A 20,646-nucleotide genomic window follows, 5' to 3' on the forward strand; every position below is an offset into this window, starting at 1 on the left:
GTCACCTGCCGGGCATCGGCGTGGGGTCTTACTACGCGTAGACCGCGTTGTAGAACTGGATCGCGCTGGCGATGCCGACCGGGACACCGACCAGGATCATGCCCGCGGCAGCGCCGAGGGTGATGCCGACGCCTGCGCCCGCGATGCACAGGCCGATCGGGCCCGCGAAGAAGGTCGGAACAACCAGCGGCGCACCGATGACGGCGCCTGCCACGCAGCCGAGGCCGCCGCCGACGATCGTGCCGACCAGCGTGCCGACCGCGGTGGCGAGACCGAACTGGGTCGCGGCGGTGCTCAGCGCCGTGTTGAAGTCGGCGCCGGCGACTTCCTTGGCGACCGGCTGCAGCATGGCGGCAGGCCGGGCATCGGCCGGATCGGTGCTAGGCGTGAAAGTTGCTGTGTTGCCTTCGACTTGGGCTGCGATCGGCCATTCCATACCGTCTTTCAGGTAGGTCAGCGGCATTCCGGCAACCAGGCGTCCCTCACCGTCCAACACCTGGAATTGCGTGCCCCGAGTTGTCAGCGACCCCATATCGGTCTTCAGCACAACCGAATTGTCGACCACATTGGCGGTGTAGTGGATGCCGGGCAGGATGTCGGTCTGGACAGTCGATCCGGGAGCTTGGGCGGGCTGGGCGTAGGCGGTGCCGCTCGTGATCCCGACGGCCGCGATAACCAGCACAGATGCGGCAGCGAACTTCTTCAGCTTCATGTATGTCTAACACTTTCCTCAGCAGGAGCACCTTCGGCCCACAAGGGGATCGAGCCGGCGCGGCTCATAAACAAGAACCTTTCAGAAGGCTCGTCCCGCTTTGTTGCGAAAAGGTAACGAAACCCATAAGGGAACCGTCAATTCGAAGTGAAATATGTTAAAGGCGCATTAATTCAGACATTTAGCTAACTTTTAGCATCCGATAATGTGGCGGAGGCCACGCTATTCGGAAATCTTTGTGACCTGCGACATCCAAATATTCGATATGAAGCTCAGCCGATTCGAGCGACCACTGAACCGGGCAGGCGCGGCAGCACCAGATCGATCAGGCGCCACGGCCATCCCGGCACGCAGGCCCTGGTCTTTTCCCGTTCGATCGCGCTCACCATCGCTGCCACGCCCTTGTCCAGCGGCGCCACCATCCGTGCGTCGCCGGCTTTGGCGGCCATATCGGTGGCGATGAAACCGGGCAGCAGGGTCGTGACGGCGATCGGTGATTTCGCCAGGTCCACCACGAGCGCCTCGCCGAGCGCTGCCAGTCCGGCCTTGCTCGCCGAGTAGGCGGCCTTCTTTCCCGGGAGCCCGCGTACCGCGCTCATCGAGGACACCAGCACCAGGTGCCCGGAGTTCTGCGCGCGGAAGATTTCGAGCGCCGCCTCGGTCTGGGCGAGCGCGCTGACGAAATTCGTTGTCGCGGTGGCGAGATTGGCATCGGCCCGTCCGCTGCCGATCACCGCGCCCTTGCCGATGCCCGCATTCACGATCACCCGGTCGAGGCCGCCGAGTTCATCGCGCAGCTCGCCGAACACCCGCGGCACCGCCGCATGATCATCGACATCCAACGCGCGGACCGCGACCTCGATCCCGGGATGTGCCGCGACGAGCTCGTCGCGCAACGACTCCAGTGCGTCGACCCGCCGCGCGCACAGTGCCAGGTCGCGTCCCTTGGCCGCGAAGTCGCGCGCCATCGCCGCGCCGAGCCCGGCGCTCGCGCCGGTGATCAGAATCTTGCTCCTCGTCATGGATGCCGACCCTAGCCAGGCGAGCCGATAGGCGTCTCGATCGGTCGCGCTGGTTCAGCCGCCGAACGAGCCGGTCTGTGGCTGCGGGGGCAGCATGTGCCATGGGCCGCAGTTCACGGTCTTGAAGGCGACGTCGGTCGCTTTGATCTCGGCGCGCACCGGACTGAGCCGGGTGAATTCGTTGTTGATGATGTAGTGCTGGTCGGTGTTGTCGCCCTCCACCTTGCGCAACCGCCGCCAGTCGCAGCCGTTGGCCTTGTCCTGGGTGCCGGGGGCCTCCCAGGTGCCGGGAGAGATGTCGACGCCGACCAGGTAGAGGCCGTCCCCGGGCATGGTGTTGGCAGGGACGGCGGCGGCGGTGCCCGGACCCAGCAGTGTCACCGCGGAGGCCATGGCTCCGGCGATCATGAGCGTGCTTGCGCGCATGGCGATTTCTCCTCGAATCGTGCTCTTGCCGCCTGTGAGCAGCTGACCTGCGGGGATCCCCGAATCTCCCGGGAAAGATCTACCAGAGCCGGTGATGGATTTCGGCTGAATCGGAGATTTCCGTCACGGCGCGACACTTCGCACATCACGCGGTGACGGGCGGTATGCGCGGAATCCGCATGCGACGGGCGTTGTCACCCGGCGTCGTCGCCGCGATATCCGTTGTATGAGAAGTATTCGGCCGGTCACCGGTATCTCGGACCAGCGCTCCTTCTGTGGAGACCGCTGCGCGCGGCTGTGTACGGATGACGGCATTGCCGCGGTACTGACCGCGGATCGAGCGCTGCTGCACTGGCGGGCGATGCGCGGACTCGGCGACTCCGGTCTTGCCGAACAGGCCGTGCAGGAGACGTTGCTCCGGGCGTGGCGTTCGTGTGCCCGTTTCGACGCGGGCAAAGGCACCATTCGCACCTGGCTGCTCGCGATCCAGCGCAACGTGATGATCGATATCGGCCGTGCCCGCGCCGCCCGCCCCGGCGACACCGGATGGGACGAGGTCGCGGAGCTCAGTGATATCCGCTACGCCGACCCCGACTTCTCTGAGGGCATTGTCGACGGACTGCTGGTTGCGCAATTGCTCTCGCGGCTGCCCGAGTCCCAGCGCGAGGCGGTGGTGGAGGTGATCCTGCGCGACCGGGCGTATCAGGACGTGGCTGACGACATCGGTGTACCGGTCGGCACGGTGAAGACTCGGGTGCACTACGCGTTGCGCTCGCTGCGGCGGTTGCCGATCGGTGCCTGAGCGGGCCCTGCGCGGGTTGACGCGATCGCGGCCCGACCCGGTTGCGCCGGTCTGATCAGGCACGATTGCCTGCCGCGATGGTCACATTTCGGTAACGGAGCTTGCTTTGCTGGTGCCTGCGTTGCGAGAGTTAACCACTGGGTTTGGTGTTACTAGTGGGAAGGGAGGGGCGCTCCATTCCGGAGCGCCGACCGAACATGAAGCCAAGCATCATCAAGGCCGGTTTCTGCAGCGCCGTCACGGCGGCGGTGACAGTGACACTCTCCGGGCTGGTCCCGGTCACCGCACACGCCGCTCCGGCGTCGCCGGACATGGCCAATAAGCTCGCAGGCAAGACGGTATTCCTCGACCCGGGCCATCAGGGGCCGAATCACTCGGAAAACTTGGCGCGGCAGGTGGACAACGGCCGCGGCGGCACCAAGGACTGCCAGACCACCGGCATGACCACGGTGAACGGCATACCCGAGCACACCATCAACTGGAACGTGACGCAGCTGGTGAAAACCTCACTGGAGAGTCTCGGCGCGCGGGTGGTGCTCAGCCGCCAGGACGACACCGGCTGGGGCGGCTGTGTCGACGAACGGGCGAAGGCCGCCAATCAATCCGGCGCCGATGTCGCGGTGAGCATCCACGCCGACAGCGCCCCCGCACAGTTCCGTGGCTTCCACGTCATCATTCCGGAGCTGCCGATTCCCGACGCGAAGGCGGATCAGGTCCAGTCGGGCCCGGGTCTGGTCGCCTCGAAGTCGATGCGCGACGCGTACTTGAAGGAAGGCTTCCCGTCCGCCACCTACGCGGGCGTGCAGGACGGTCTGCAGACCCGCGCGGACGTGGCGGGTCCCGCGCTGACCACGGTGCCCGGTGTGTTCGTCGAGATGGGCAACGGCGGCAATACCGAAGACGCTGCGCTGCTGGAGAGCTCGGACGGGCAGCTCAAGCACGCCATCACCATCACCACCGGACTGGTCGGCTATCTGCTGGGTGCGCCGTCGCCGGTGGGGCAGACCGGCTCGGCCGCCGACCGTCCGGCCGCGGTGCTTTCGCCGAGCACACCGCACGTACAGTCCGCACCGAAGGCCCAAGCGGTGCCGCAGTCTGTGCCGCAGGCTCAGTCTGCGCCGGAAGCTCAGTCTGCGCCGGAAGCTCAGTCTGCGCCGGAGGCTCAGTCTGTGCCGCAGGCTCAGGCGGCACCCCAGGCTCAGGCTGCGCCGCAGGCTCAGGCCGCACCAAAGGTACGGTCCGCACCGCAGGCGCGTACCGCACTTGTGCCGAACGCGCCACAGGCCGTTCCTGCTTCGCCGCAGTCGCAGGCATCGCCGCAGTCACCAGCCGCGCCACAAGCGCAGGGCACCGCGCCTGGCAAAAAAGCGCCAGGTGCGAGCACCTCGCTGAGCGGGCTCGTCGGCACGGTCATGCAGATGCTGCTCCCGCTGGCCAGGTCGCTCGGCATGGACAACTCGGTGGTCACCTCGGAGCTGATCAACCTCGCCTACACTCTGGCCGCCGCGCTGGTCGGCCCGTCCAAGTAGTCCGCATACCGCAGCCGAACGCCACCCCCGCCACTTACCGGGGGTGGCGTTCGGTCGTGCGGTGATGTGTCGAGGGCGCGCACTAAGGTGGGCCGGGTGGCTGACCGGATTCCACTTCTGATCGTCGCCGGATTCCTCGGATCCGGGAAGACGACGCTGCTCAACCACCTGCTGCGCAACAACCGTGGCACGCGGATCGGCGTGGTGGTCAACGACTTCGGCGCGATCAATATCGATTCGATGTTGGTCGCCGGACAGGTCGACGCGATGGTGTCGCTCGGCAACGGATGTGTCTGCTGTGCGGTGGACGTCAGCGAGCTCGACGAACTGTTCACCCGGCTGGCGGAGCCGCGCGCCCGGATCGATGTGATCGTGGTCGAGGCCAGTGGTCTCGCCGAACCGCGCAACCTCATTCGGATGGTGGTCGGCAGCGAGAACCCGCGCATCCGGTACGGCGGACTCGTCGAGGTCGTCGATGCCGAACAGTTTCCGGCCAGCCGGGCACAACACCCCGAGCTCGCCGCACACCTGCGGCTCGCCGATCTGGTGGTGGTCAACAAAGCCGATCGGGTGCCGCAGCCGGACCTGGAGCGGTTGCGGCAGGAGATCTCCGACCAGATCGGGCAGGTACCGGTGTACGCGACCACGCACGGCCGCATCGATCCCGGGCTGCTGTTCGACGAGCCGATGCGCGAAGCGCCGCGCGTCGCCGAGCAATTGAGCTTCGACGAGCTGCTCTTCGACCACGACCACGACCACGACCACGACCACGACGCGCACGACGACCACCGGCACCTGCACGACGACTACACCAGTGTGAGCTTCACCAGCGAACGGGAACTTGACCCCCGTCGCCTCATCGGCTTCCTGGAGGACCCGCCGCCCGGCCTGTTCCGCGCGAAGGGCTTCGCCGCGTTCGGCGTCGCCGCGGAGCGCCGGAAGTTCGTCCTGCACATGGTGGGCAATCACATCGTGTTCGAACCGGACAACTGGCGTCGCGGCGAGCCGCGCACCACCCAATTGGTGCTCATCGGCGCGGGATTGCCCACCGAGACGGCGCTGCGGCGATTGCACGAGACGGTCCACACGGCCGCGGAGCCGCTCGATCCACAGACCATGCTCGGCGTCTGGCGCTACACGCCGCACTGAGTTCCTGCTCGGGCCCGCGCCCGTCCGGCGCGGCGCGCAACGACATTGGCGTGTTCGGCTCGAAACTGGCGTGTTCGGCTCTTCCACGTCCGCGGCGTGGACCAGAGACTGGCTGACGTGCCCGCCGCGCAGGCACGTGCGCAATGGAGCGAACACGCCGCGCGGCGTCGGTTCGAGTGCACAGCGGACCGCTCACCCGCAGGCATTCACCCATTCCGACAGGCCATCGGCAAACAGCTGGCGCTTCCAGATCGGTACCTCGTGTTTGATCCGGTCCACCAATTCCGCACAGGCGGCGAACGCCTCGGCGCGGTGCGGCGCCGCGACCGCGACGACGATCGCGCGATCGCCGACGGTCAGCGCACCGATGCGGTGCACGGCGGCGACCGGAAGGCCGGAGGATGCGGCCAGCTCGGTGCAGCAGTTCCGCAGGAACCGTTCGGCGTCGGGATGGGCCGAGTATTCCAGCGCGGAAACGGCTTGTCCGCCATCGTGGTTGCGGACCTTGCCGGTGAACACCACGACTGCCCCGTGCTCAGGTCCGGTGACCGCCGCCTCGACCTCCGCGGGATCCAGCGGCTGATCGCTGATGGCCGCGAGGCGCACGGCCGCGTGTTCACTGGTTGTCATGGTTGCCGCCTCCTGCTACTTGCGCGAGCAGATGATCCAAGAGCGGCTCGAGCACCGCCATACCGTCTTTCACCCCGCCCGGCGAACCGGGCAGGTTCGCGATCACCGAGCGCCCCGCCAGTCCCGCGACGCCGCGACTGAGCGCGGCGAGCGGGAATTTCGCGGTGCCGCGCTGCCTGATCGCCTCGGCGACGCCGGGTAGTTCGCGATCGATGATGGCCAGCGTCGCCTCGGGCGTCGCATCGGTGGGGGAGGCGCCGGTCCCGCCGGTGGTGATCACCAGCGACGGCGCGAGGCGCAGCGCGTCGGCGAGGCCGACGGCGATCTCGGCGTCGGCGTAGACCAGTGGTCCGCGTACCGCGAAGCCGAGTCCGGTGAGCCATTGCGTGAGCACGGGTCCGGTGGTGTCGATTCGGCTGCCTGCCGCGACGCCGGTCGAAGCGACCACCACCACGGCCGAACGCGGTTCGGCATCCGAAATAGCCTGCTGCGCTGCGTCACTCGGAACCTCGCCCGCGTGAGCCGTGCCGGACACCTGCTGCCGGCCGCTTTCGGTCGGCGGGACAGGTGCTGCCGCAAGGGATTGCGTCGTTTCGTCATCGGCACGCACCCAATGTCCGTGCTTACCGCCTTCTTTGGTGAGCAGTCGCACGCCGTTGAGGGTCGCGGCGGGGTCGACCGCTTTCACCATGTCGTGCAGGGTGAGCCCGGCGACGGCGACCGCGGTGAGGGCCTCCATCTCGACGCCGGTGGGGCCCTTGGTCTTCGCGGTGGCCTCGATCGTGATGGCGGTGTCGGTGAACGCGAACTCGACCTTGACCGACGAGAGCGCGAGCTGATGGCAGAGCGGGATGAGCTCCGAGGTCTTCTTCGCGCCCGCGATGCCCGCGATTCTGGCCGTGGACAGCACATCGGCCTTCGGCATGTCGTCGGCTCGCACCAGCGCCACCACCTCGGCAGTGGTCTGCAGCTCACCAGCCGCGACCGCGATTCTGGTGGTGTCGGTCTTCGCGCTCACATCGACCATGCGGGCGCGGCCCTCGCGGTCGACATGGGACAACTCACTCATGATGTCCACATTGGCACAGCGCCGCCGCGGCGGGCGAGGTGACCTCCGCGCCGTCGTCAAGTGACCGGGCGTCGGCGTTCACAGCGATCGGACGACCACGGACGCGCCGGCCGGGACCGAGGTCGCCTCCGCAGGGATATCAATCAGTACCTCCGCCCATGCCATTCCGGCGATGAGGTGCGATCCCGGCCCGGAGACGGCCTCGACGCCTGCGTCGGTCACCCGGCCGCGCAGGAACTGCCGCCGCCCCGACGGCGATTTCACCGGTTCCAGCAGCGGCAATTCGCGGGTGAGGACCTCGGGCAGTCCCGCGAGCCTGCGCAGGATCGGCCTGGCGAACACCTCGAAAGACACCATGGTGCTGACCGGATTGCCGGGGAAGCTCAGTACCGGAACGCCGTCGACGACGGTGAGGCCCTGTGGGCCGCCCGGCTGCACCGCGATCGAGCCGAATTGACCGCCGAGCGGTTTCAGCACCTCTTTGACCACTTCGAAATCGCCTTTGGACACGCCGCCGGAGGTGAACACGATATCGGCGGATTCCGTTGCGGCAGTAAGTAATCGGCGGAACACCCCAGGGTCGTCGGTGCTGTGCTCGACGGCGGTGACCAGCACGCCGTTCGCGGTGAGCGCCGCCGCGAGCGCGATGCCATTGGAGTTGTAGATCTGCCCCGGCTGCAGTGGCGTCCCGGCGGGGACGAGCTCGTCGCCGGTGGTCAGCACCGCCGCGCGGAGGGGCCGCAATACCGGCACCGAGGGCAGACCGACGGCGGCCAGTGCCGCGATGTGCCGGGGCGCGAGCCTGGTTCCGGCCGCAATCAGCAGCTCGCCGGCGCGCACGTCGGTGCCCGGCTCCCGCACGAATTCGCCTGCGCTGCGGCCGCGTTCGATGGTCACCATCGTGCCATCGGTGTGCACGTCCTCCACGGGAACCACACAGTCCGCGCCGGGCGGAATCGGCGCGCCCGTCATCACCTTCATCGCGGCGCCAGGCGGCAACGGCGTCGCACCGGGACTGCCTGCCGCGACGACACCGGCGACCGGCAGCAGCACCGGGGCGACCACGACGGTCTCCGACCGCACCGCATACCCATCCATGGCGGAGTTGCGGAAGACCGGCAGGTCGACCGGCGAGTGGACATCCGTGGCCAGTTGCCTGCCCAGCGCCGCGGGCACCGGGGCGGATTCGGCCGTGCGCGCCGCCAGCGGTCGCAGCAGCTGTTCGATGGCGTCCCGGTAGTCGTCGACGGACCGGACCTGGGACGTGGCGGGCCGAGAGGTCATGTGGTCAGCCTAATCGCCGACCCTGGCGAGTTCTCTTGTCGCTTCGCACGAACGCTCACCCGCTGATCTCGGCGTTTGTGAGGTCGAGTTGGTGTGGTCCGGCCCTAGGCGACACTGATAGAGCGGTCATAATAGAGAGGTGACGTTGGTCCAGATGGGGATTCCCGCCGTGCGGTCTGGGCGGCCCTCGCTCGATGGACGCCCCGACACGCCGTTCCTGGTGGACCGATTCGGCCGTACCGCCCGCGATCTGCGGGTGTCTATCACCGAGAAATGTTCACTGCGCTGCACGTATTGCATGCCCGAGGAGGGTCTGCCCGCGATTCCGCACGAGGAGTTGCTGACCGTCGAGGAGATCGTGCGACTGGTCGTGCTGGCCGTGCGCGAACTCGGGGTGCGCGAGGTGCGCTTCACCGGCGGCGAGCCGCTGCTGCGTCGTGACCTCGAACGGATCATCGCCGGTTGTCACGAACGCTTACCCGGGATCCCGCTGGCCATGACGACCAACGGTGTCGGTCTCGCTCATCGCGCGCGCGGTCTTGCGGCGGCCGGGCTGAGCCGGGTGAATGTTTCGCTGGATACCGTCGACCGGCTCGGCTTCGCCAAGCTGACTCGCCGCGACCGCCTCGAGTCGGTGTTCGCGGGCATTCGCGCGGCACGGGACGCGGGCCTGGCACCGATGAAGGTGAACGCTGTCCTGATGCGTGAAACGCTGCCCGGCGCGGCGGATCTGCTGCGCTGGTGTCTGGACGAGGACTGCGAGCTGCGCTTCATCGAGGAGATGCCGCTCGACGCCGACCACGAGTGGGCGCGCGCCAATATGGTGACCGCCGCCGAACTCCTCGATGTGCTCGCCGCACGCTTCGACCTCACCGAGGCAGGCCGGTCGGATCCGTCGGCCCCCGCCGAGACCTGGCTGGTCGACGGCGGCCCCGCGACGGTCGGCATCATCGCCACCGTCACCCGCAAGTTCTGCGACACCTGTGACCGCACCCGCCTCACCGCCGACGGCATGCTCCGTTCCTGCCTGTTCAGCGATCAGGAATTCGATCTGCGCCAGGCATTGCGCTCCGGCGCCGACGACATCGAGATCGCCACCATCTGGCGCGGCGCCATGTGGAATAAATGGGCAGGTCACGGCATCGACGCCGACGATTTCGTCCCCCCGGAACGCACGATGGGAGCCATCGGTGGTTGAGATCCGCTATTTCGCCGCAATCGCCGACGCCGTCGGCAAGGACAAAGAAACCCTCGACTTCCCCGCTGACGCAACCATCGCGGACCTGCGCACCGCCCTGGCCGAGTCCTACGGCCCCAACCTGGACAAAATGCTCGCCGTCTGCGCCTACCTGATAGGCGACGAACTAACCCGCGACCCCTCCACCCCCCTGACCCCCCGTGTGGATGTCCTGCCCCCCTTCGCGGGCGGCTGAAAAGCCCGGCCCAACTCTCACCCCAAGCCTCGAGCCACCAACCAGCCCCACCCCACCCGTGTCATCCCCCGCTGCAGTCACAACATTCACAAGCGACACGAGCGCAGTGAAATGGCGGCTCCCACCCCCGAACCAACCGCCATTCGACTACCCTCGGGGCCGAAAATGGTTGGGACACAACCACGGCGATCTCGATGGCCGCCGCGCTCGTGTCGGAGCCGCGCGATGGGGTGTATTTGTCAGCGCCACCAGGTGTCGAGGGGGGTGACCGGGACGGTGCGCTTGTGGCGGGTGTTCTGGAAGATCGTCTCCAGTTTGGCGGCGACCTCGGGAGTGATGTCTTTGCCTTCGAGGTAGTCGTCGATCTCGGTGTAGCGCAGGCCGAGCGCTTCCTCGTCGGGGAGGGCGGGGCGGTCGTCTTCGAGGTCGGCGGTGGGGACCTTGGACCAGATGCTGGCGGGTGCGCCGAGCTCTTGGAGGAGGGCGGCGCCCTGGCGTTTGGTGAGGCCGGTGAGCGGGGTGATGTCCACGCCGCCGTCGCCGTACTTGGTGAAGAAGCCGGTGACGGCTTCCGCGGCGTGGTCGGTACCGACGACCAGCAGGTTCTGCTGGCCCGCGATGGCGTACTGGATGACCATGCGTTCGCGCGCCTTGATGTTGCCGCGGACGAAATCGCGCAGGTCGGGCACGCTGAGACTGCGCGCGGTCTCGGCGGCGACCGCATTCGCGCCCGGACGGACATTGACCGCCACCGAGCGGTCGGGCTGCACGAACTTCATCGAGATCCTGGCGTCGGCCTCGTCGGCCTGCACACCGTAGGGCAGCCGCACCGCGACGAAGGTGGCCTCGACGCCGTCGGCGCGCAGCTCCTCAGCGGCCAGCTGGCACAGTCGCCCGGCCAACGCACTGTCCTGGCCGCCACTGATGCCGAGCACGAAACCTGTTGCGGGGGTGGCACGCAAGTAGTCCTTGAGGAAATCGATGCGGCGGCGCACCTCGATCTTCGGTTCGATGCTCGGTTGGACGCCTAGTTCAGAGATGATCTGTTCACGCAAGGACTGCATGGCAAGTCACTGTACTGGCGTTTGCGGTGTGACAACACGCCGAACGAGCGCTTCCCAGTTGTCGCCGATCTGTTCGCGCGAGTAGCCGAGGGCGTGCATCTGGTGCATCACCAATGCCGCGCTGAGCGCACCGAGCAGCGCGTCGGCGACCAGCGGTATGTCGCCGAGGACCTCCGCCTGCCGCAGCAGCATCGACACATGGGCCTTGAGTAACAGGTAGGGCGGTCCCGAGAACCGTTCCCCGGTCTCCGCCGCGCGATACAGCTCGCCTTCGACTTCGATGTCGAGCAGCCGCGCCCGGCCGAAGGCGATCAGCCGGTCCTGTGGTGGCGCGCCGGGCCCGAGGGGCGGGGGTCCGTACATGAACCCCTGCTGATACTTGATTTCCGAATGGTCGAGCAGGGCCGTCATGAGCCCCGCCCGGCTGCCGAACCGGCGGAAAACGGTGCCCTTGCCGACGCCCGCCCGTTTGGCGAGCGCGTCCATGGTGAGGCTGTCCACCCCTTGTTCGCGCACCAGTTCTTGCGCCGCGTCCAGCAGTAATCGTCTGTTGCGGGCGGCATCGGCGCGTTCGGTCGGCTCGGGTGTGCCGAGCAGGGGCGCGCCGACGCCGAGCAGTGGACGCTCGGGCATCGACCCGCGCGGCGGGTGTGTGCTGTAGCTCACAAGACCCTCATCGTCTCCAAAGGAATGAAATCGGACCGTGGTCCGGTTAGTGTCTCATGAAAGCCCGGACACCAACATTCAGTACACCAGGAGTCGTCATGAGTCAGACCCGGATCCTTACTCTGGTCGGCAGCCTTCGTGCCGCATCCATCAATCGACAGCTTGCCGAGGCTGCGGTGCAGACCGCGCCCGAGGGTGCTGAGGTCGCCATCTACGAGGGGCTCGCCGACATCCCCTTCTACAACGAAGATCTCGATGTTCCCGGTTCGGTGCCCGCCGCCGCCCAGGCGTTGCGTGACGCGGTCGCCGCGGCCGACGGCCTGCTGCTGGTGACGCCCGAGTACAACGGCACGCTGTCGGCCGTGTTGAAGAACGCGATCGACTGGGCCTCTCGTCCGTACGGCGCGGGCGCGCTGAAGGATCGGCCGGTCGCCGTGGTGAGCGGATCGATCAGCCCGAACGCGGGGCAGTGGGCGCACGGTGACGCGGTCAAGGCGCTCGGCGTCGCGGGCGCCAAGGTTGTGGAATCCGCACACCTGCACTTCGGCACCTTCGGCCAGCGGTTCGGCGACGCGCACCCGCGCGAGGATGCCGAGGCGCTGACCCAGCTGGCAGGCACGGTGCGCGAGCTCGTCGTCGCCGCGCGCGGTGTGCTGGTTTCCGCCTGAGCTGCGGTAAGTCCGCAAGCTTCCCGAAGGGCCACCCTCCACTCGGTGCGGGGTGGCCCTTCGGTATGCAAAGAAATGTTTGCTGAAAGAGAGCTACGGTACAAAATTGTGATCTGCGCCACGGTCGTGTCAGGTTGCGAATCGAGTGTCCAGGTACTTACCGCGTAGGAATTTCATCAATGTGGTTCGCAACATGTCGTGTTGTATGAATCTGTCGGCCACTAGGTGTAGTGTCTTCCGTACTGGAGAACGGCGCGAGGCCCGAGGCGAAAAGCATCGGTGCGAACCGGCTGAGCAGGGCTTTCGAGATCGGATCCAGGAGTTTGCGCAGCGTACATCGGATCATGCACTGCATACGGATCACAGGCTGTGGATCAGGCATAGGAGAGAGGGACACCATTGACCATCACCGTGTACACCAAGCCCGCTTGCGTCCAGTGCAACGCGACCTATAAGGCCCTCGACAAGGTCGGGGTCGACTACGAGGTCATCGACATCTCCGAGAACGACGAGGCGCGTGACTACGTCATGGCCCTGGGCTACCTGCAGGCGCCGGTCGTCGTTGCCGGTGAGGATCACTGGTCGGGCTTCCGGCCGGATCGCATCAAGTCGCTCGCCACTGTCGCGGCCTGACGCCACCGATCGTTTCCGTTCATCCGAATGATGGAAGAAGGGAGTCGGCCATGTCCGAAGGGACAGCGCTCGTCTACTTCTCCAGCGCTTCGGAGAACACACATCGTTTCGTCGAGAAGCTGGGTATCCCAGCGACTCGTATACCACTGCACACCGCCGATTCGCTGCGCGTAGACGAACCCTACGTGCTGATCGTCCCCACCTACGGGGGCGGTCGGCACGTACTGGGGGGAAACAGATCCGACAAGGATTTCGTGCCTAGGCAAGTCGCCAAGTTCCTCAACGATCCGCACAACCGCGCCCTGCTGCGCGGTGTCGTCGCGGCGGGAAACACGAACTTCGGCGATACGTACTGCTATGCGGGAGAGGTGATCTCACGCAAGTGCGGGGTGCCGTACCTGTATCGCTTCGAACTCATGGGAACCGCTGAGGACGTCGAGCGCGTCCGAGAGGGATTGGGATTGTTTTGGCAACAGCAACGACAGCACCGGCCGGAAAAACGGCTCGCTTAGAGCAGCCCCCGGTACGGGGCGCGGAAGCCGGCGAGGTCATGGACTACCACGCCCTCAACGCGATGCTGAACTTGTACGGCCCGAACGGCGAGATCCAGTTCGACAAGGACCGCGAGGCCGCACACCAGTACTTCCTGCAGCATGTCAACCAGAACACCGTCTTCTTCCACAACCTGGACGAGAAGCTGGACTACCTGGTCAAGGAGAACTACTACGAGGCAGAGGTTCTCGACCAGTACAGCCGCCCGTTCATCAAGTCGCTGTTCCAGCAGGCCTACGCCAAGAAGTTCCGGTTCCCGACCTTCCTCGGCGCGTTCAAGTACTACACCTCGTACACGCTGAAGACCTTCGACGGCAAGCGCTACCTGGAGCGGTTCGAGGACCGCGTCTGCATGGTCGCGCTCACCCTCGCCGCCGGTGACGAGGCGCTCGCGGGCAAGCTGGTCGACGAGATCATCGACGGCCGCTTCCAGCCCGCCACCCCGACCTTCCTCAACTCCGGCAAGAAGCAGCGCGGCGAGCCGGTGTCCTGCTTCTTGCTGCGCATCGAGGACAACATGGAGTCCATCGGGCGCTCCATCAACTCCGCGCTGCAGCTGTCCAAGCGCGGCGGCGGTGTCGCCTTGCTGCTGAGCAATATTCGCGAGCACGGCGCGCCGATCAAGAAGATCGAGAACCAGAGTTCGGGTGTCATCCCGATCATGAAGCTGCTCGAGGACTCGTTCTCCTACGCCAACCAGCTCGGCGCGCGTCAGGGCGCGGGCGCGGTGTACCTGCACGCGCATCACCCCGACATCTACCGGTTCCTGGACACCAAGCGCGAGAACGCGGACGAGAAGATCCGCATCAAGACCCTCTCGCTCGGTGTGGTGATTCCCGACATCACCTTCGAGCTGGCGAAGAAGAACGAGGACATGTACCTCTTCTCGCCGTACGACGTGGAACGCATCTACGGCAAACCGTTCGCCGATATCGATGTCACCGAGAAGTACTACGAGATGGTCGACGACAAGCGGATCCGCAAGTCGAAGATCAAGGCGCGCGAGTTCTTCCAGACCATCGCCGAGCTGCAGTTCGAATCCGGTTACCCCTACATCATGTTCGAGGACACGGTGAACAGGGCCAACCCGATCGCGGGCAAGATCACCCACTCGAACCTGTGCTCGGAGATCCTGCAGGTCTCCACGCCGTCGGTGTTCAACGACGACCTGTCCTACGCCGTGGTGGGCAAGGACATTTCGTGCAACCTCGGGTCGCTGAACATCGCCAAGACGATGGACTCACCCGACTTCGCGCAGACCATCGAGACCTCGATCCGGGCGCTGACCGCGGTGTCCGATCAGACGCACATCTACTCGGTGCCCTCGATCGAGCAGGGCAACAACCAGTCCCACGCCATCGGCCTCGGCCAGATGAATCTGCACGGGTACCTGGCTCGCGAGCGGGTCCACTACGGTTCCGACGAGGGCATCGACTTCACCAACATCTACTTCTACACCGTGGTCTACCACGCGATTCGGGCGTCGAACCTGATCGCCGAGGAGCGCGGGACCTACTTCGGCGGCTTCCCCGAATCCAAGTACGCGTCGGGCGAGTACTTCGACAAGTACACCGACCAGGTGTGGGAGCCGAAAACCGAACGCGTGGCACAGATCTTCGCCGACGCGGGCGTGCGCATCCCGACCCAGGACGACTGGCGTGAGCTGAAGTCCTCGGTCATGGAGCACGGCATCTACAACCAGAACCTGCAGGCGGTCCCGCCGACCGGCTCGATCTCCTACATCAACCACTCGACCAGCTCCATACACCCGGTCGCTTCGAAGATCGAGATCCGCAAGGAAGGCAAGATCGGCCGCGTCTACTACCCGGCGCCCTATCTCGACAACGACAACCTCGAGTACTACGACGACGCCTACGAGATCGGCTACGAGAAGATCATCGACACCTACGCCGCGGCCACCCAGCACGTGGACCAGGGCCTGTCGCTGACCCTCTTCTTCAAGGACACCGCAACCACCCGTGACCTCAACCGCGCCCAGATCTACGCCTGGCGCAAGGGCATCAAGACCCTCTACTACATCCGCCTGCGCCAAATGGCCCTGGAGGGAACCGAAGTAGAGGGCTGCGTTTCCTGCATGCTGTAGTCGCGCGCTGCCGACAAGGGGCGGTCTCCATGGGAGGCCGCCCCTTCGCGTGTATCCGGTCGGCCGTCGCTTCGCGTTCGAATCCGTTGTCCCTGTGGTTAGAGTGATCGCACTACGGTGAGTGCGGGGCGACTGGAGGGGCAGCGATGAGTGACGTTGTGCTGGTGATCAATTCCGAGCGGCGTCGAGATCCTGAGTGGCTGGACCAACTGGCCGACGAGCTACAGGAGGATCTGCGGCAGATCAGGGGACTGGCCGTTCGGAAAGCGACCACGTCCGCCGCGACGGGCGCGAAGTCCGGTGCGCTGGAGCAGATCGGCCAGCTCGTTGCTTCCGGTGGGGCGATCGGAACCACGGCGTGGGCAATCCGGGACATCGTCATCAAGTTCCTCGATCGGACCAGGGCGACGTCGGTTACCGTCAAACGCGGTGACCGGGAGGTCACCATCGTTCGACCGAAGGACGGCCAGGTCGACGAGATCGTCGATCGGATCCGCGACGTGCTCGACAATGAATAGTCCTACCGGTCGCCGGTTGGCACTGTTCATCGCCAACGACACCTACCATTTCGAGGGTCTGCCTCGGCTGTACGCACCGGTCTCCGATGCCGAACAGCTGCGAGAGCTGCTGCGGGACCCGGAAATCGGTGGTTTCCGGCCGACCGAAATTCTGACCAACGAATCCAAGGCCGAGATCGAACGCAGTATCGAGCGACTGTTCCGCGGCGCGGAGCCGGAGGACGTCGTTCTGCTCTACTTCTCCGGCCACGGCCTGCGGACCAGGCAGAACCTGTATCTGGCGACCAGCAACACCGACCCGCAGTTGCTGAGCAGCACCGCGGTGTCCTCGACATTCATTCGGGAACTGATCAGGGAGTCCGCCGCCGCCGCGAAGATCATCCTGCTCGACTGCTGCTACAGCGGCGCGTTCCTCGGCGCGGACGTGGTCAAGTCCGCGCCGAATATCGACGATGTCGGCCGGGAACTCGCCGCGGGCGACGGGATCTGCGTGCTGACCGCCTCCAGCGCGGTCGAGACGGCCGAGGACGGGCGCGCAGGCTCGGATAAGTCCGCGCCGCTTTCGGTGTTCACTTCGGCTCTGGTGAAGGGCATCGGTACCGGACTCGCCGACAATGGCAGCGGCCTGATCGGCACGCACGACTTGTGGACCTATGTCAGCGCCGATGTGCGCAGCCGGACGAGTAGACAGACCCCGAACCACTACGGCGTCTTCAAGGACGAGGTCTACGTCGCCCGCGTCCGGCGGAAGTACTCCGCCGTTCTCGAGGTAGGTGACCGAGTGCAGCTCGGTGGTCTGCTCGGCCGGCTCGAACGCGATCCGGCCACCGGCCTGCGCGCGGAGAACTGGTGGGGGACAGGAAGACTCAAGGTGCCGATCGGTCAGGAGCGGCGCGCGGACGGCGCTCCAGGCGAGACGGTGTGGCTGGACCTGGCCGGCGCAGACGGCAATCTTCTCGTCGTCGGCCGCGCGGGCTCGGGAAAGAGCACGCTGCTGCGCACGCTTGCCGGATCGCTTGCCCTCACACACACCTCGAACGAGGCGCAGATCTACGTGCTGGAGTCGAGTAACCGCCTTGGCTCGATGAGCGCGCTGCCGCACGTCGCGGGTGTGGCGGGCGACGATGAACCCGAGCAGGTGCGGATGCTGCTGGAAACGATCACCGGCGCGATCCGCAGTCGCAAGAAGCTGTACCGGGACAACAGCATCGATTCCCCGGCCAGCTTGCGCGCCGCACGGTCACTGCTGACCGACGGGCCGGTCGCCGATGTGTTCCTGCTGATCGATCGGTGGGGCGACTTCCGTGAGCACATACCAGAATTCGACAACACGATCCGGCAGGTGGCCAGCGCGGGACCGGAGTACGGCGTGCACGTGGTCGCGACGGTCCGCGATTGGAGTGAAGCTCCGGACTGGCTGGGCGATCTGCTGCCCGCGCATGTCGAACTGCGGTTGCACCGCCCGGCCGAGTCGCGGATCAACCCCGAGCGTGCCGCGCGGCTGCCCGACGGTCCCGGCTGGGCGCTCTACGGCCAGCGGCCATTTCGCATTGCCATGCCGGATCTGCGCGAACTGCAACCCGATTCCGTCGGCATGTCGGACATGACCGATGGCGCGGCCGAGTTGGTGAGTCGCGTGGTCGGCGCGTGGCCGACTCCGGCCGGTGCGTCCGGTCCGCAGCGTTCGCCGTTGGACGGCGAGGTCGACTTCGCTGCCCTCTTCGGCATCGGCCAGGACGACCGGATCGTCCTCGATGAGGCGTGGCGTTCCAGGACCGGTCGCGACCGGCTCCGAATTCCCATCGGGGTCACGCACACCGGAGAAACCGTGGAGCTGGATCTCAAGCAGGCCGCTGAAAGCGGCATGGGCCCACACGGTCTGGTGGTCGGAGCCGTCGGATCGGGCAAGTCGACGCTGCTGAAGAATATCGTCGCCGGACTCGCGGTACGCCACTCGCCGGATGTCGTCAACTTCCTGCTGATTTCATTCAAGGACGCGGAGACGTTCGATGGTTTGGCCGACCTGCCGCATGTTTCGGCGTTGGTCGACGATCTCGAAGCAGATCTCTCGCTGGTCGATCGGCTCGGCGAATCGATCACCGGCGAGGTGCAACGCCGACAGCAGCTGATCCGGTCGGCGGGAAACTTCAACAATATCGACGAGTACGAACGAGCACGGGTGACCGGATCGCCACCGGACCCGGTGCCGCAGGATCCGCTGCCTGCTCTGGTCATCATTGTCGACGAGGTCGCCGAACTCCTTTCACAGAAGTCGGGATTCGGCGATGCCCTCGGCATGGTTGCCCGACTCGGTCGGTCGTTGGGAATGCATCTGCTGCTCGCGACGCAACGCCTGGACGGGTACCGGATCGGCGCGATCGAGAGCCAGCTGTCCTATCGAATCGCGCTGCGAACCTTCTCTGCCAACGAATCCCGTTCCGTGCTCGGCACGCTGGATGCGTACCAATTGCCGAGCACGCCGGGGCTCGGATACCTGAAATACGATTCTTCCGACCCCGTTCGCTTCAAAGCTCCGTACGTGGCGCGGCCGGAACGTGATGTGCACGGCACCGGCACCGGTGCGAATGTTCAGCGCACTTTGCTCGATGCTCTGGTCGAACACCTGCGCACGAGAGCGCCACGCGCGCACCAGATATGGCTGCCGCCGCTGACAGTCCCGGCGACGATCGGCACGCTGGTGCAGAACTCCGCCGTCGCGCACGGTCGACTTCGCGTGCCGGTCGCTGTCATCGATGATCCGTACGCCCAGCGGCAGGATGTGCTGACGGTGTCCTTGGACGGCGAGCACGGCAATATCGCGGTGTTCGGTGGCCCGGGGGCAGGCAAGTCGACCGCGCTGGCGGCCGTTGTCATGGCGACGGCCGCGACGCATACTCCGGAGCAGGTCCAGTTCTATGTGCTCGATTTCGGTGAGGGGTTGTTCGCCGGTCTCGCGGGTATTCCGCATGTGGGATCCGTCGCGAGCAGGACGGACGCGGATCGCGTACGGCGCACGATAGCGGAGCTGACCGCACTGTTGCATCGGCGTGAGGAGTACTTCGCCGCGCACAGCATCGAGTCGATGGTCGAGTTCCGCAGTCGCAGAGCCGATGTCGATTCGCTGCCGGTCGGGCATCAGGCCGCATCCCCGATTCTGCGTGAACCGTTCGGGGACGTATTCCTGGTGATCGACGGCTGGCGAGAACTGTTCCAGCAGTTCGAGGCCTTGGAACCCGAATTGAACCTTCTTGCTGTCCGTGGCCTCCAATACGGCATCCACGTGATCCTGTCGGCCGCCAGGTGGGTGGACATCCGCCCGGCCGTCAAGGAGCGCATCGGTGTGGGGGTGGAGCTGCGGCTCAGTGACCCGAACGATTCCGATATCAGCAGGCGCGCGGCGGCGCTCGTGCCGCACGTACCCGGCCGCGGGTTGATTCGAGGGCCTGCCGGAGCTCAGCACATTCTGATGGCGCTGCCGCGCCTCGGCTCGAGTACGGACGCCCAGACATTGTCTCTCGGTATCGGTTCGGCTGGTCGGAAACTCAGCGACGCCTATCCCGGCCGACGCGCACCGGAAATTCGGATGCTGCCCGCGCGGATCGACCGATCCGAGGTATTGGCCGCCGCCGACGCACTGGGGATCGATCAGAGCGGGAGCCGCGTCGTCGTCGGCGTGCGGGAGTCCGACCTCCAGCCGCTGGTACTGGACTTCCAGAGCCAACCCTTGTTCTTGGTTTTCGCCGACGCCGGCGCGGGTAAGACGACACTGCTACGCAACATCGTCGCCGGGATAACCGAGCGGGCCGCCGCAGAACAGGTGCGCATTGTCCTCATCGACCCTCGGCGAACCATGCTGGATGCGGTGGATATCGAATACCGTTCGGGGTACTCGAAGTCGTCGCTCGAGGCGGCCGATATGGCGGCTCAGCTCGCCGATGTCATTGCTCGCCGGCTGCCGGGGCCGGAGGTGACGGCACAGCAACTTCGCGAGCGCAGCTGGTGGAGCGGTCCCGAAATATTCGTTGTCGTCGACGACTACGACATGGTGGTGACCAGTTCCGTGAATCCACTGACGCCGCTGGTCGATGTGCTCGCGCAGGCCGGCGACTGTGGTGTCCGTCTGATCCTGGCTCGGCGCACGGCAGGCGCCAGCCGCGCCATGTACGACCCGGTGATCAGCCGCATGCGAGACCTCGGCGCGGACGCGTTGGTCATGAGCGGGTCCAGAGACGAGGGCAAATTGATCGGTGACGTTCGCCCCTCCCCGATGCGCCCTGGCCGCGGCACATTCGTCACTCGTACCCGTGAGCCGGAGCTGGTCCAGATCTGCGAACTGCCCCGAGAGTAAGGGCAGGAGAAGGGGTGGTCTCCGCGTTGGAGACCAC

Annotated in this window: 19 protein-coding genes; 11 read left to right on the forward strand and 8 right to left on the reverse strand. The window is 66.0% G+C overall.

Features of this window, described 5'->3' with window-relative positions; all coding sequences use genetic code 11:
• Positions 1 to 31: 31 nt before the first annotated feature.
• From ACFU4Z_RS10770 to ACFU4Z_RS10780, 3 genes are all read right to left on the reverse strand, one after another.
• Positions 32 to 712 (reverse strand): hypothetical protein, encoded by a 681-nt coding sequence (locus tag ACFU4Z_RS10770; protein WP_379061352.1) that lies wholly within the window; start codon positions 710 to 712, stop codon positions 32 to 34.
• Positions 713 to 984: 272 nt separating this feature from the next.
• The gene (locus tag ACFU4Z_RS10775; RefSeq protein WP_379061354.1) at positions 985 to 1,734 is read right to left on the reverse strand and encodes an SDR family oxidoreductase; all 750 of its coding nucleotides are present in this window, start codon (positions 1,732 to 1,734) and stop codon (positions 985 to 987) included.
• A 54-nt stretch (positions 1,735 to 1,788) separates the two neighbouring features.
• A complete protein-coding gene (locus ACFU4Z_RS10780; RefSeq protein ID WP_379061356.1) occupies positions 1,789 to 2,160 on the reverse strand; it encodes a hypothetical protein in 372 nt (123 codons plus the stop codon).
• Positions 2,161 to 2,386: 226 nt separating this feature from the next.
• On the opposite strand from ACFU4Z_RS10780, the gene ACFU4Z_RS10785 reads away from it, so the two are divergent.
• From ACFU4Z_RS10785 to ACFU4Z_RS10795, 3 genes are all read left to right on the forward strand, one after another.
• Positions 2,387 to 2,962: a sigma-70 family RNA polymerase sigma factor gene (locus ACFU4Z_RS10785; RefSeq protein ID WP_379061358.1), complete on the forward strand. Its 576-nt coding sequence runs from the start codon at positions 2,387 to 2,389 to the stop codon at positions 2,960 to 2,962.
• 197 nt (positions 2,963 to 3,159) lie between these two features.
• Complete coding sequence (locus ACFU4Z_RS10790) at positions 3,160 to 4,491, forward strand: N-acetylmuramoyl-L-alanine amidase (protein ID WP_379061360.1); 1,332 nt, start codon at positions 3,160 to 3,162, stop codon at positions 4,489 to 4,491.
• Positions 4,492 to 4,587: 96 nt separating this feature from the next.
• Positions 4,588 to 5,640, forward strand: a complete 1,053-nt coding sequence (locus ACFU4Z_RS10795) for a CobW family GTP-binding protein (RefSeq protein WP_379061362.1) — start codon at positions 4,588 to 4,590, stop codon at positions 5,638 to 5,640.
• 192 nt (positions 5,641 to 5,832) lie between these two features.
• Here ACFU4Z_RS10795 and ACFU4Z_RS10800 read toward each other — a convergent pair whose 3' ends face one another.
• The 3 genes from ACFU4Z_RS10800 to glp form a co-directional block, all read right to left on the reverse strand.
• A complete protein-coding gene (locus ACFU4Z_RS10800; protein WP_379061364.1) occupies positions 5,833 to 6,270 on the reverse strand; it encodes a molybdenum cofactor biosynthesis protein MoaE in 438 nt (145 codons plus the stop codon).
• The gene (gene moaCB, locus ACFU4Z_RS10805) at positions 6,257 to 7,339 is read right to left on the reverse strand and encodes a bifunctional molybdenum cofactor biosynthesis protein MoaC/MoaB (RefSeq protein WP_379061366.1); all 1,083 of its coding nucleotides are present in this window, start codon (positions 7,337 to 7,339) and stop codon (positions 6,257 to 6,259) included. Before moaCB ends, ACFU4Z_RS10800 begins: the two co-directional genes overlap by 14 nt.
• 78 nt (positions 7,340 to 7,417) lie before the next feature.
• Positions 7,418 to 8,623, reverse strand: coding sequence for a gephyrin-like molybdotransferase Glp (glp, locus tag ACFU4Z_RS10810; protein WP_379061368.1), 1,206 nt, complete (start codon positions 8,621 to 8,623; stop codon positions 7,418 to 7,420).
• Between the two features lie 139 nt (positions 8,624 to 8,762).
• On the opposite strand from glp, the gene moaA reads away from it, so the two are divergent.
• Together moaA and ACFU4Z_RS10820 are read left to right on the forward strand one after the other, a co-directional pair.
• Entirely contained in the window at positions 8,763 to 9,821 is a 1,059-nt protein-coding gene (gene moaA / locus ACFU4Z_RS10815; RefSeq protein WP_379061370.1) for a GTP 3',8-cyclase MoaA, read from the forward strand.
• Complete coding sequence (locus ACFU4Z_RS10820; RefSeq protein ID WP_379061372.1) at positions 9,814 to 10,056, forward strand: MoaD/ThiS family protein; 243 nt, start codon at positions 9,814 to 9,816, stop codon at positions 10,054 to 10,056. The genes moaA and ACFU4Z_RS10820 overlap by 8 nt, the downstream gene beginning before the upstream one ends.
• A 239-nt stretch (positions 10,057 to 10,295) precedes the next feature.
• Here the strand turns inward: ACFU4Z_RS10820 and nadE are convergent, their stop codons facing one another.
• The gene (gene nadE, locus ACFU4Z_RS10825) at positions 10,296 to 11,120 is read right to left on the reverse strand and encodes an ammonia-dependent NAD(+) synthetase (protein ID WP_379061375.1); all 825 of its coding nucleotides are present in this window, start codon (positions 11,118 to 11,120) and stop codon (positions 10,296 to 10,298) included.
• Between the two features lie 6 nt (positions 11,121 to 11,126).
• A complete protein-coding gene (locus tag ACFU4Z_RS10830; protein ID WP_379061676.1) occupies positions 11,127 to 11,753 on the reverse strand; it encodes a TetR/AcrR family transcriptional regulator in 627 nt (208 codons plus the stop codon).
• 131 nt (positions 11,754 to 11,884) lie between these two features.
• On the opposite strand from ACFU4Z_RS10830, the gene ACFU4Z_RS10835 reads away from it, so the two are divergent.
• The 6 genes from ACFU4Z_RS10835 (at position 11,885) to eccCb (ending at position 20,609) form a co-directional block, all read left to right on the forward strand.
• Entirely contained in the window at positions 11,885 to 12,454 is a 570-nt protein-coding gene (locus ACFU4Z_RS10835; protein ID WP_379061377.1) for an NAD(P)H-dependent oxidoreductase, read from the forward strand.
• Positions 12,455 to 12,853: 399 nt separating this feature from the next.
• Positions 12,854 to 13,087 (forward strand): glutaredoxin-like protein NrdH, encoded by a 234-nt coding sequence (gene nrdH / locus ACFU4Z_RS10840; protein ID WP_328404509.1) that lies wholly within the window; start codon positions 12,854 to 12,856, stop codon positions 13,085 to 13,087.
• A 50-nt stretch (positions 13,088 to 13,137) separates the two neighbouring features.
• Entirely contained in the window at positions 13,138 to 13,599 is a 462-nt protein-coding gene (gene nrdI, locus ACFU4Z_RS10845) for a class Ib ribonucleoside-diphosphate reductase assembly flavoprotein NrdI (RefSeq protein WP_379061380.1), read from the forward strand.
• A 38-nt stretch (positions 13,600 to 13,637) separates the two neighbouring features.
• Entirely contained in the window at positions 13,638 to 15,743 is a 2,106-nt protein-coding gene (gene nrdE / locus ACFU4Z_RS10850) for a class 1b ribonucleoside-diphosphate reductase subunit alpha (protein ID WP_379061382.1), read from the forward strand.
• 146 nt (positions 15,744 to 15,889) lie between these two features.
• Complete coding sequence (locus tag ACFU4Z_RS10855) at positions 15,890 to 16,261, forward strand: hypothetical protein (RefSeq protein ID WP_379061384.1); 372 nt, start codon at positions 15,890 to 15,892, stop codon at positions 16,259 to 16,261.
• Entirely contained in the window at positions 16,254 to 20,609 is a 4,356-nt protein-coding gene (gene eccCb, locus ACFU4Z_RS10860; RefSeq protein ID WP_379061386.1) for a type VII secretion protein EccCb, read from the forward strand. The genes ACFU4Z_RS10855 and eccCb overlap by 8 nt, the downstream gene beginning before the upstream one ends.
• Positions 20,610 to 20,646 lie beyond the last annotated feature (37 nt).

Source organism: Nocardia sp. NPDC057440, from assembly GCF_042802915.1.
Lineage (GTDB): Bacteria > Actinomycetota > Actinomycetes > Mycobacteriales > Mycobacteriaceae > Nocardia.

Coding starts and splice junctions, on each gene's coding strand:
- nrdE (WP_379061382.1), top strand. CDS start 13,638: ATGGACTACCACGCCCTCAACGCGATGCTGAACTTGTACGGCCCGAAC.
- ACFU4Z_RS10780 (WP_379061356.1), bottom strand. CDS start 2,160: ATGCGCGCAAGCACGCTCATGATCGCCGGAGCCATGGCCTCCGCGGTG.
- moaCB (WP_379061366.1), bottom strand. CDS start 7,339: ATGAGTGAGTTGTCCCATGTCGACCGCGAGGGCCGCGCCCGCATGGTC.
- ACFU4Z_RS10855 (WP_379061384.1), top strand. CDS start 15,890: ATGAGTGACGTTGTGCTGGTGATCAATTCCGAGCGGCGTCGAGATCCT.
- eccCb (WP_379061386.1), top strand. CDS start 16,254: ATGAATAGTCCTACCGGTCGCCGGTTGGCACTGTTCATCGCCAACGAC.
- nrdI (WP_379061380.1), top strand. CDS start 13,138: ATGTCCGAAGGGACAGCGCTCGTCTACTTCTCCAGCGCTTCGGAGAAC.
- glp (WP_379061368.1), bottom strand. CDS start 8,623: ATGACCTCTCGGCCCGCCACGTCCCAGGTCCGGTCCGTCGACGACTAC.
- ACFU4Z_RS10835 (WP_379061377.1), top strand. CDS start 11,885: ATGAGTCAGACCCGGATCCTTACTCTGGTCGGCAGCCTTCGTGCCGCA.
- ACFU4Z_RS10830 (WP_379061676.1), bottom strand. CDS start 11,753: ATGCCCGAGCGTCCACTGCTCGGCGTCGGCGCGCCCCTGCTCGGCACA.
- ACFU4Z_RS10770 (WP_379061352.1), bottom strand. CDS start 712: ATGAAGCTGAAGAAGTTCGCTGCCGCATCTGTGCTGGTTATCGCGGCC.
- ACFU4Z_RS10775 (WP_379061354.1), bottom strand. CDS start 1,734: ATGACGAGGAGCAAGATTCTGATCACCGGCGCGAGCGCCGGGCTCGGC.
- ACFU4Z_RS10790 (WP_379061360.1), top strand. CDS start 3,160: ATGAAGCCAAGCATCATCAAGGCCGGTTTCTGCAGCGCCGTCACGGCG.
- nadE (WP_379061375.1), bottom strand. CDS start 11,120: ATGCAGTCCTTGCGTGAACAGATCATCTCTGAACTAGGCGTCCAACCG.
- ACFU4Z_RS10785 (WP_379061358.1), top strand. CDS start 2,387: ATGAGAAGTATTCGGCCGGTCACCGGTATCTCGGACCAGCGCTCCTTC.
- ACFU4Z_RS10800 (WP_379061364.1), bottom strand. CDS start 6,270: ATGACAACCAGTGAACACGCGGCCGTGCGCCTCGCGGCCATCAGCGAT.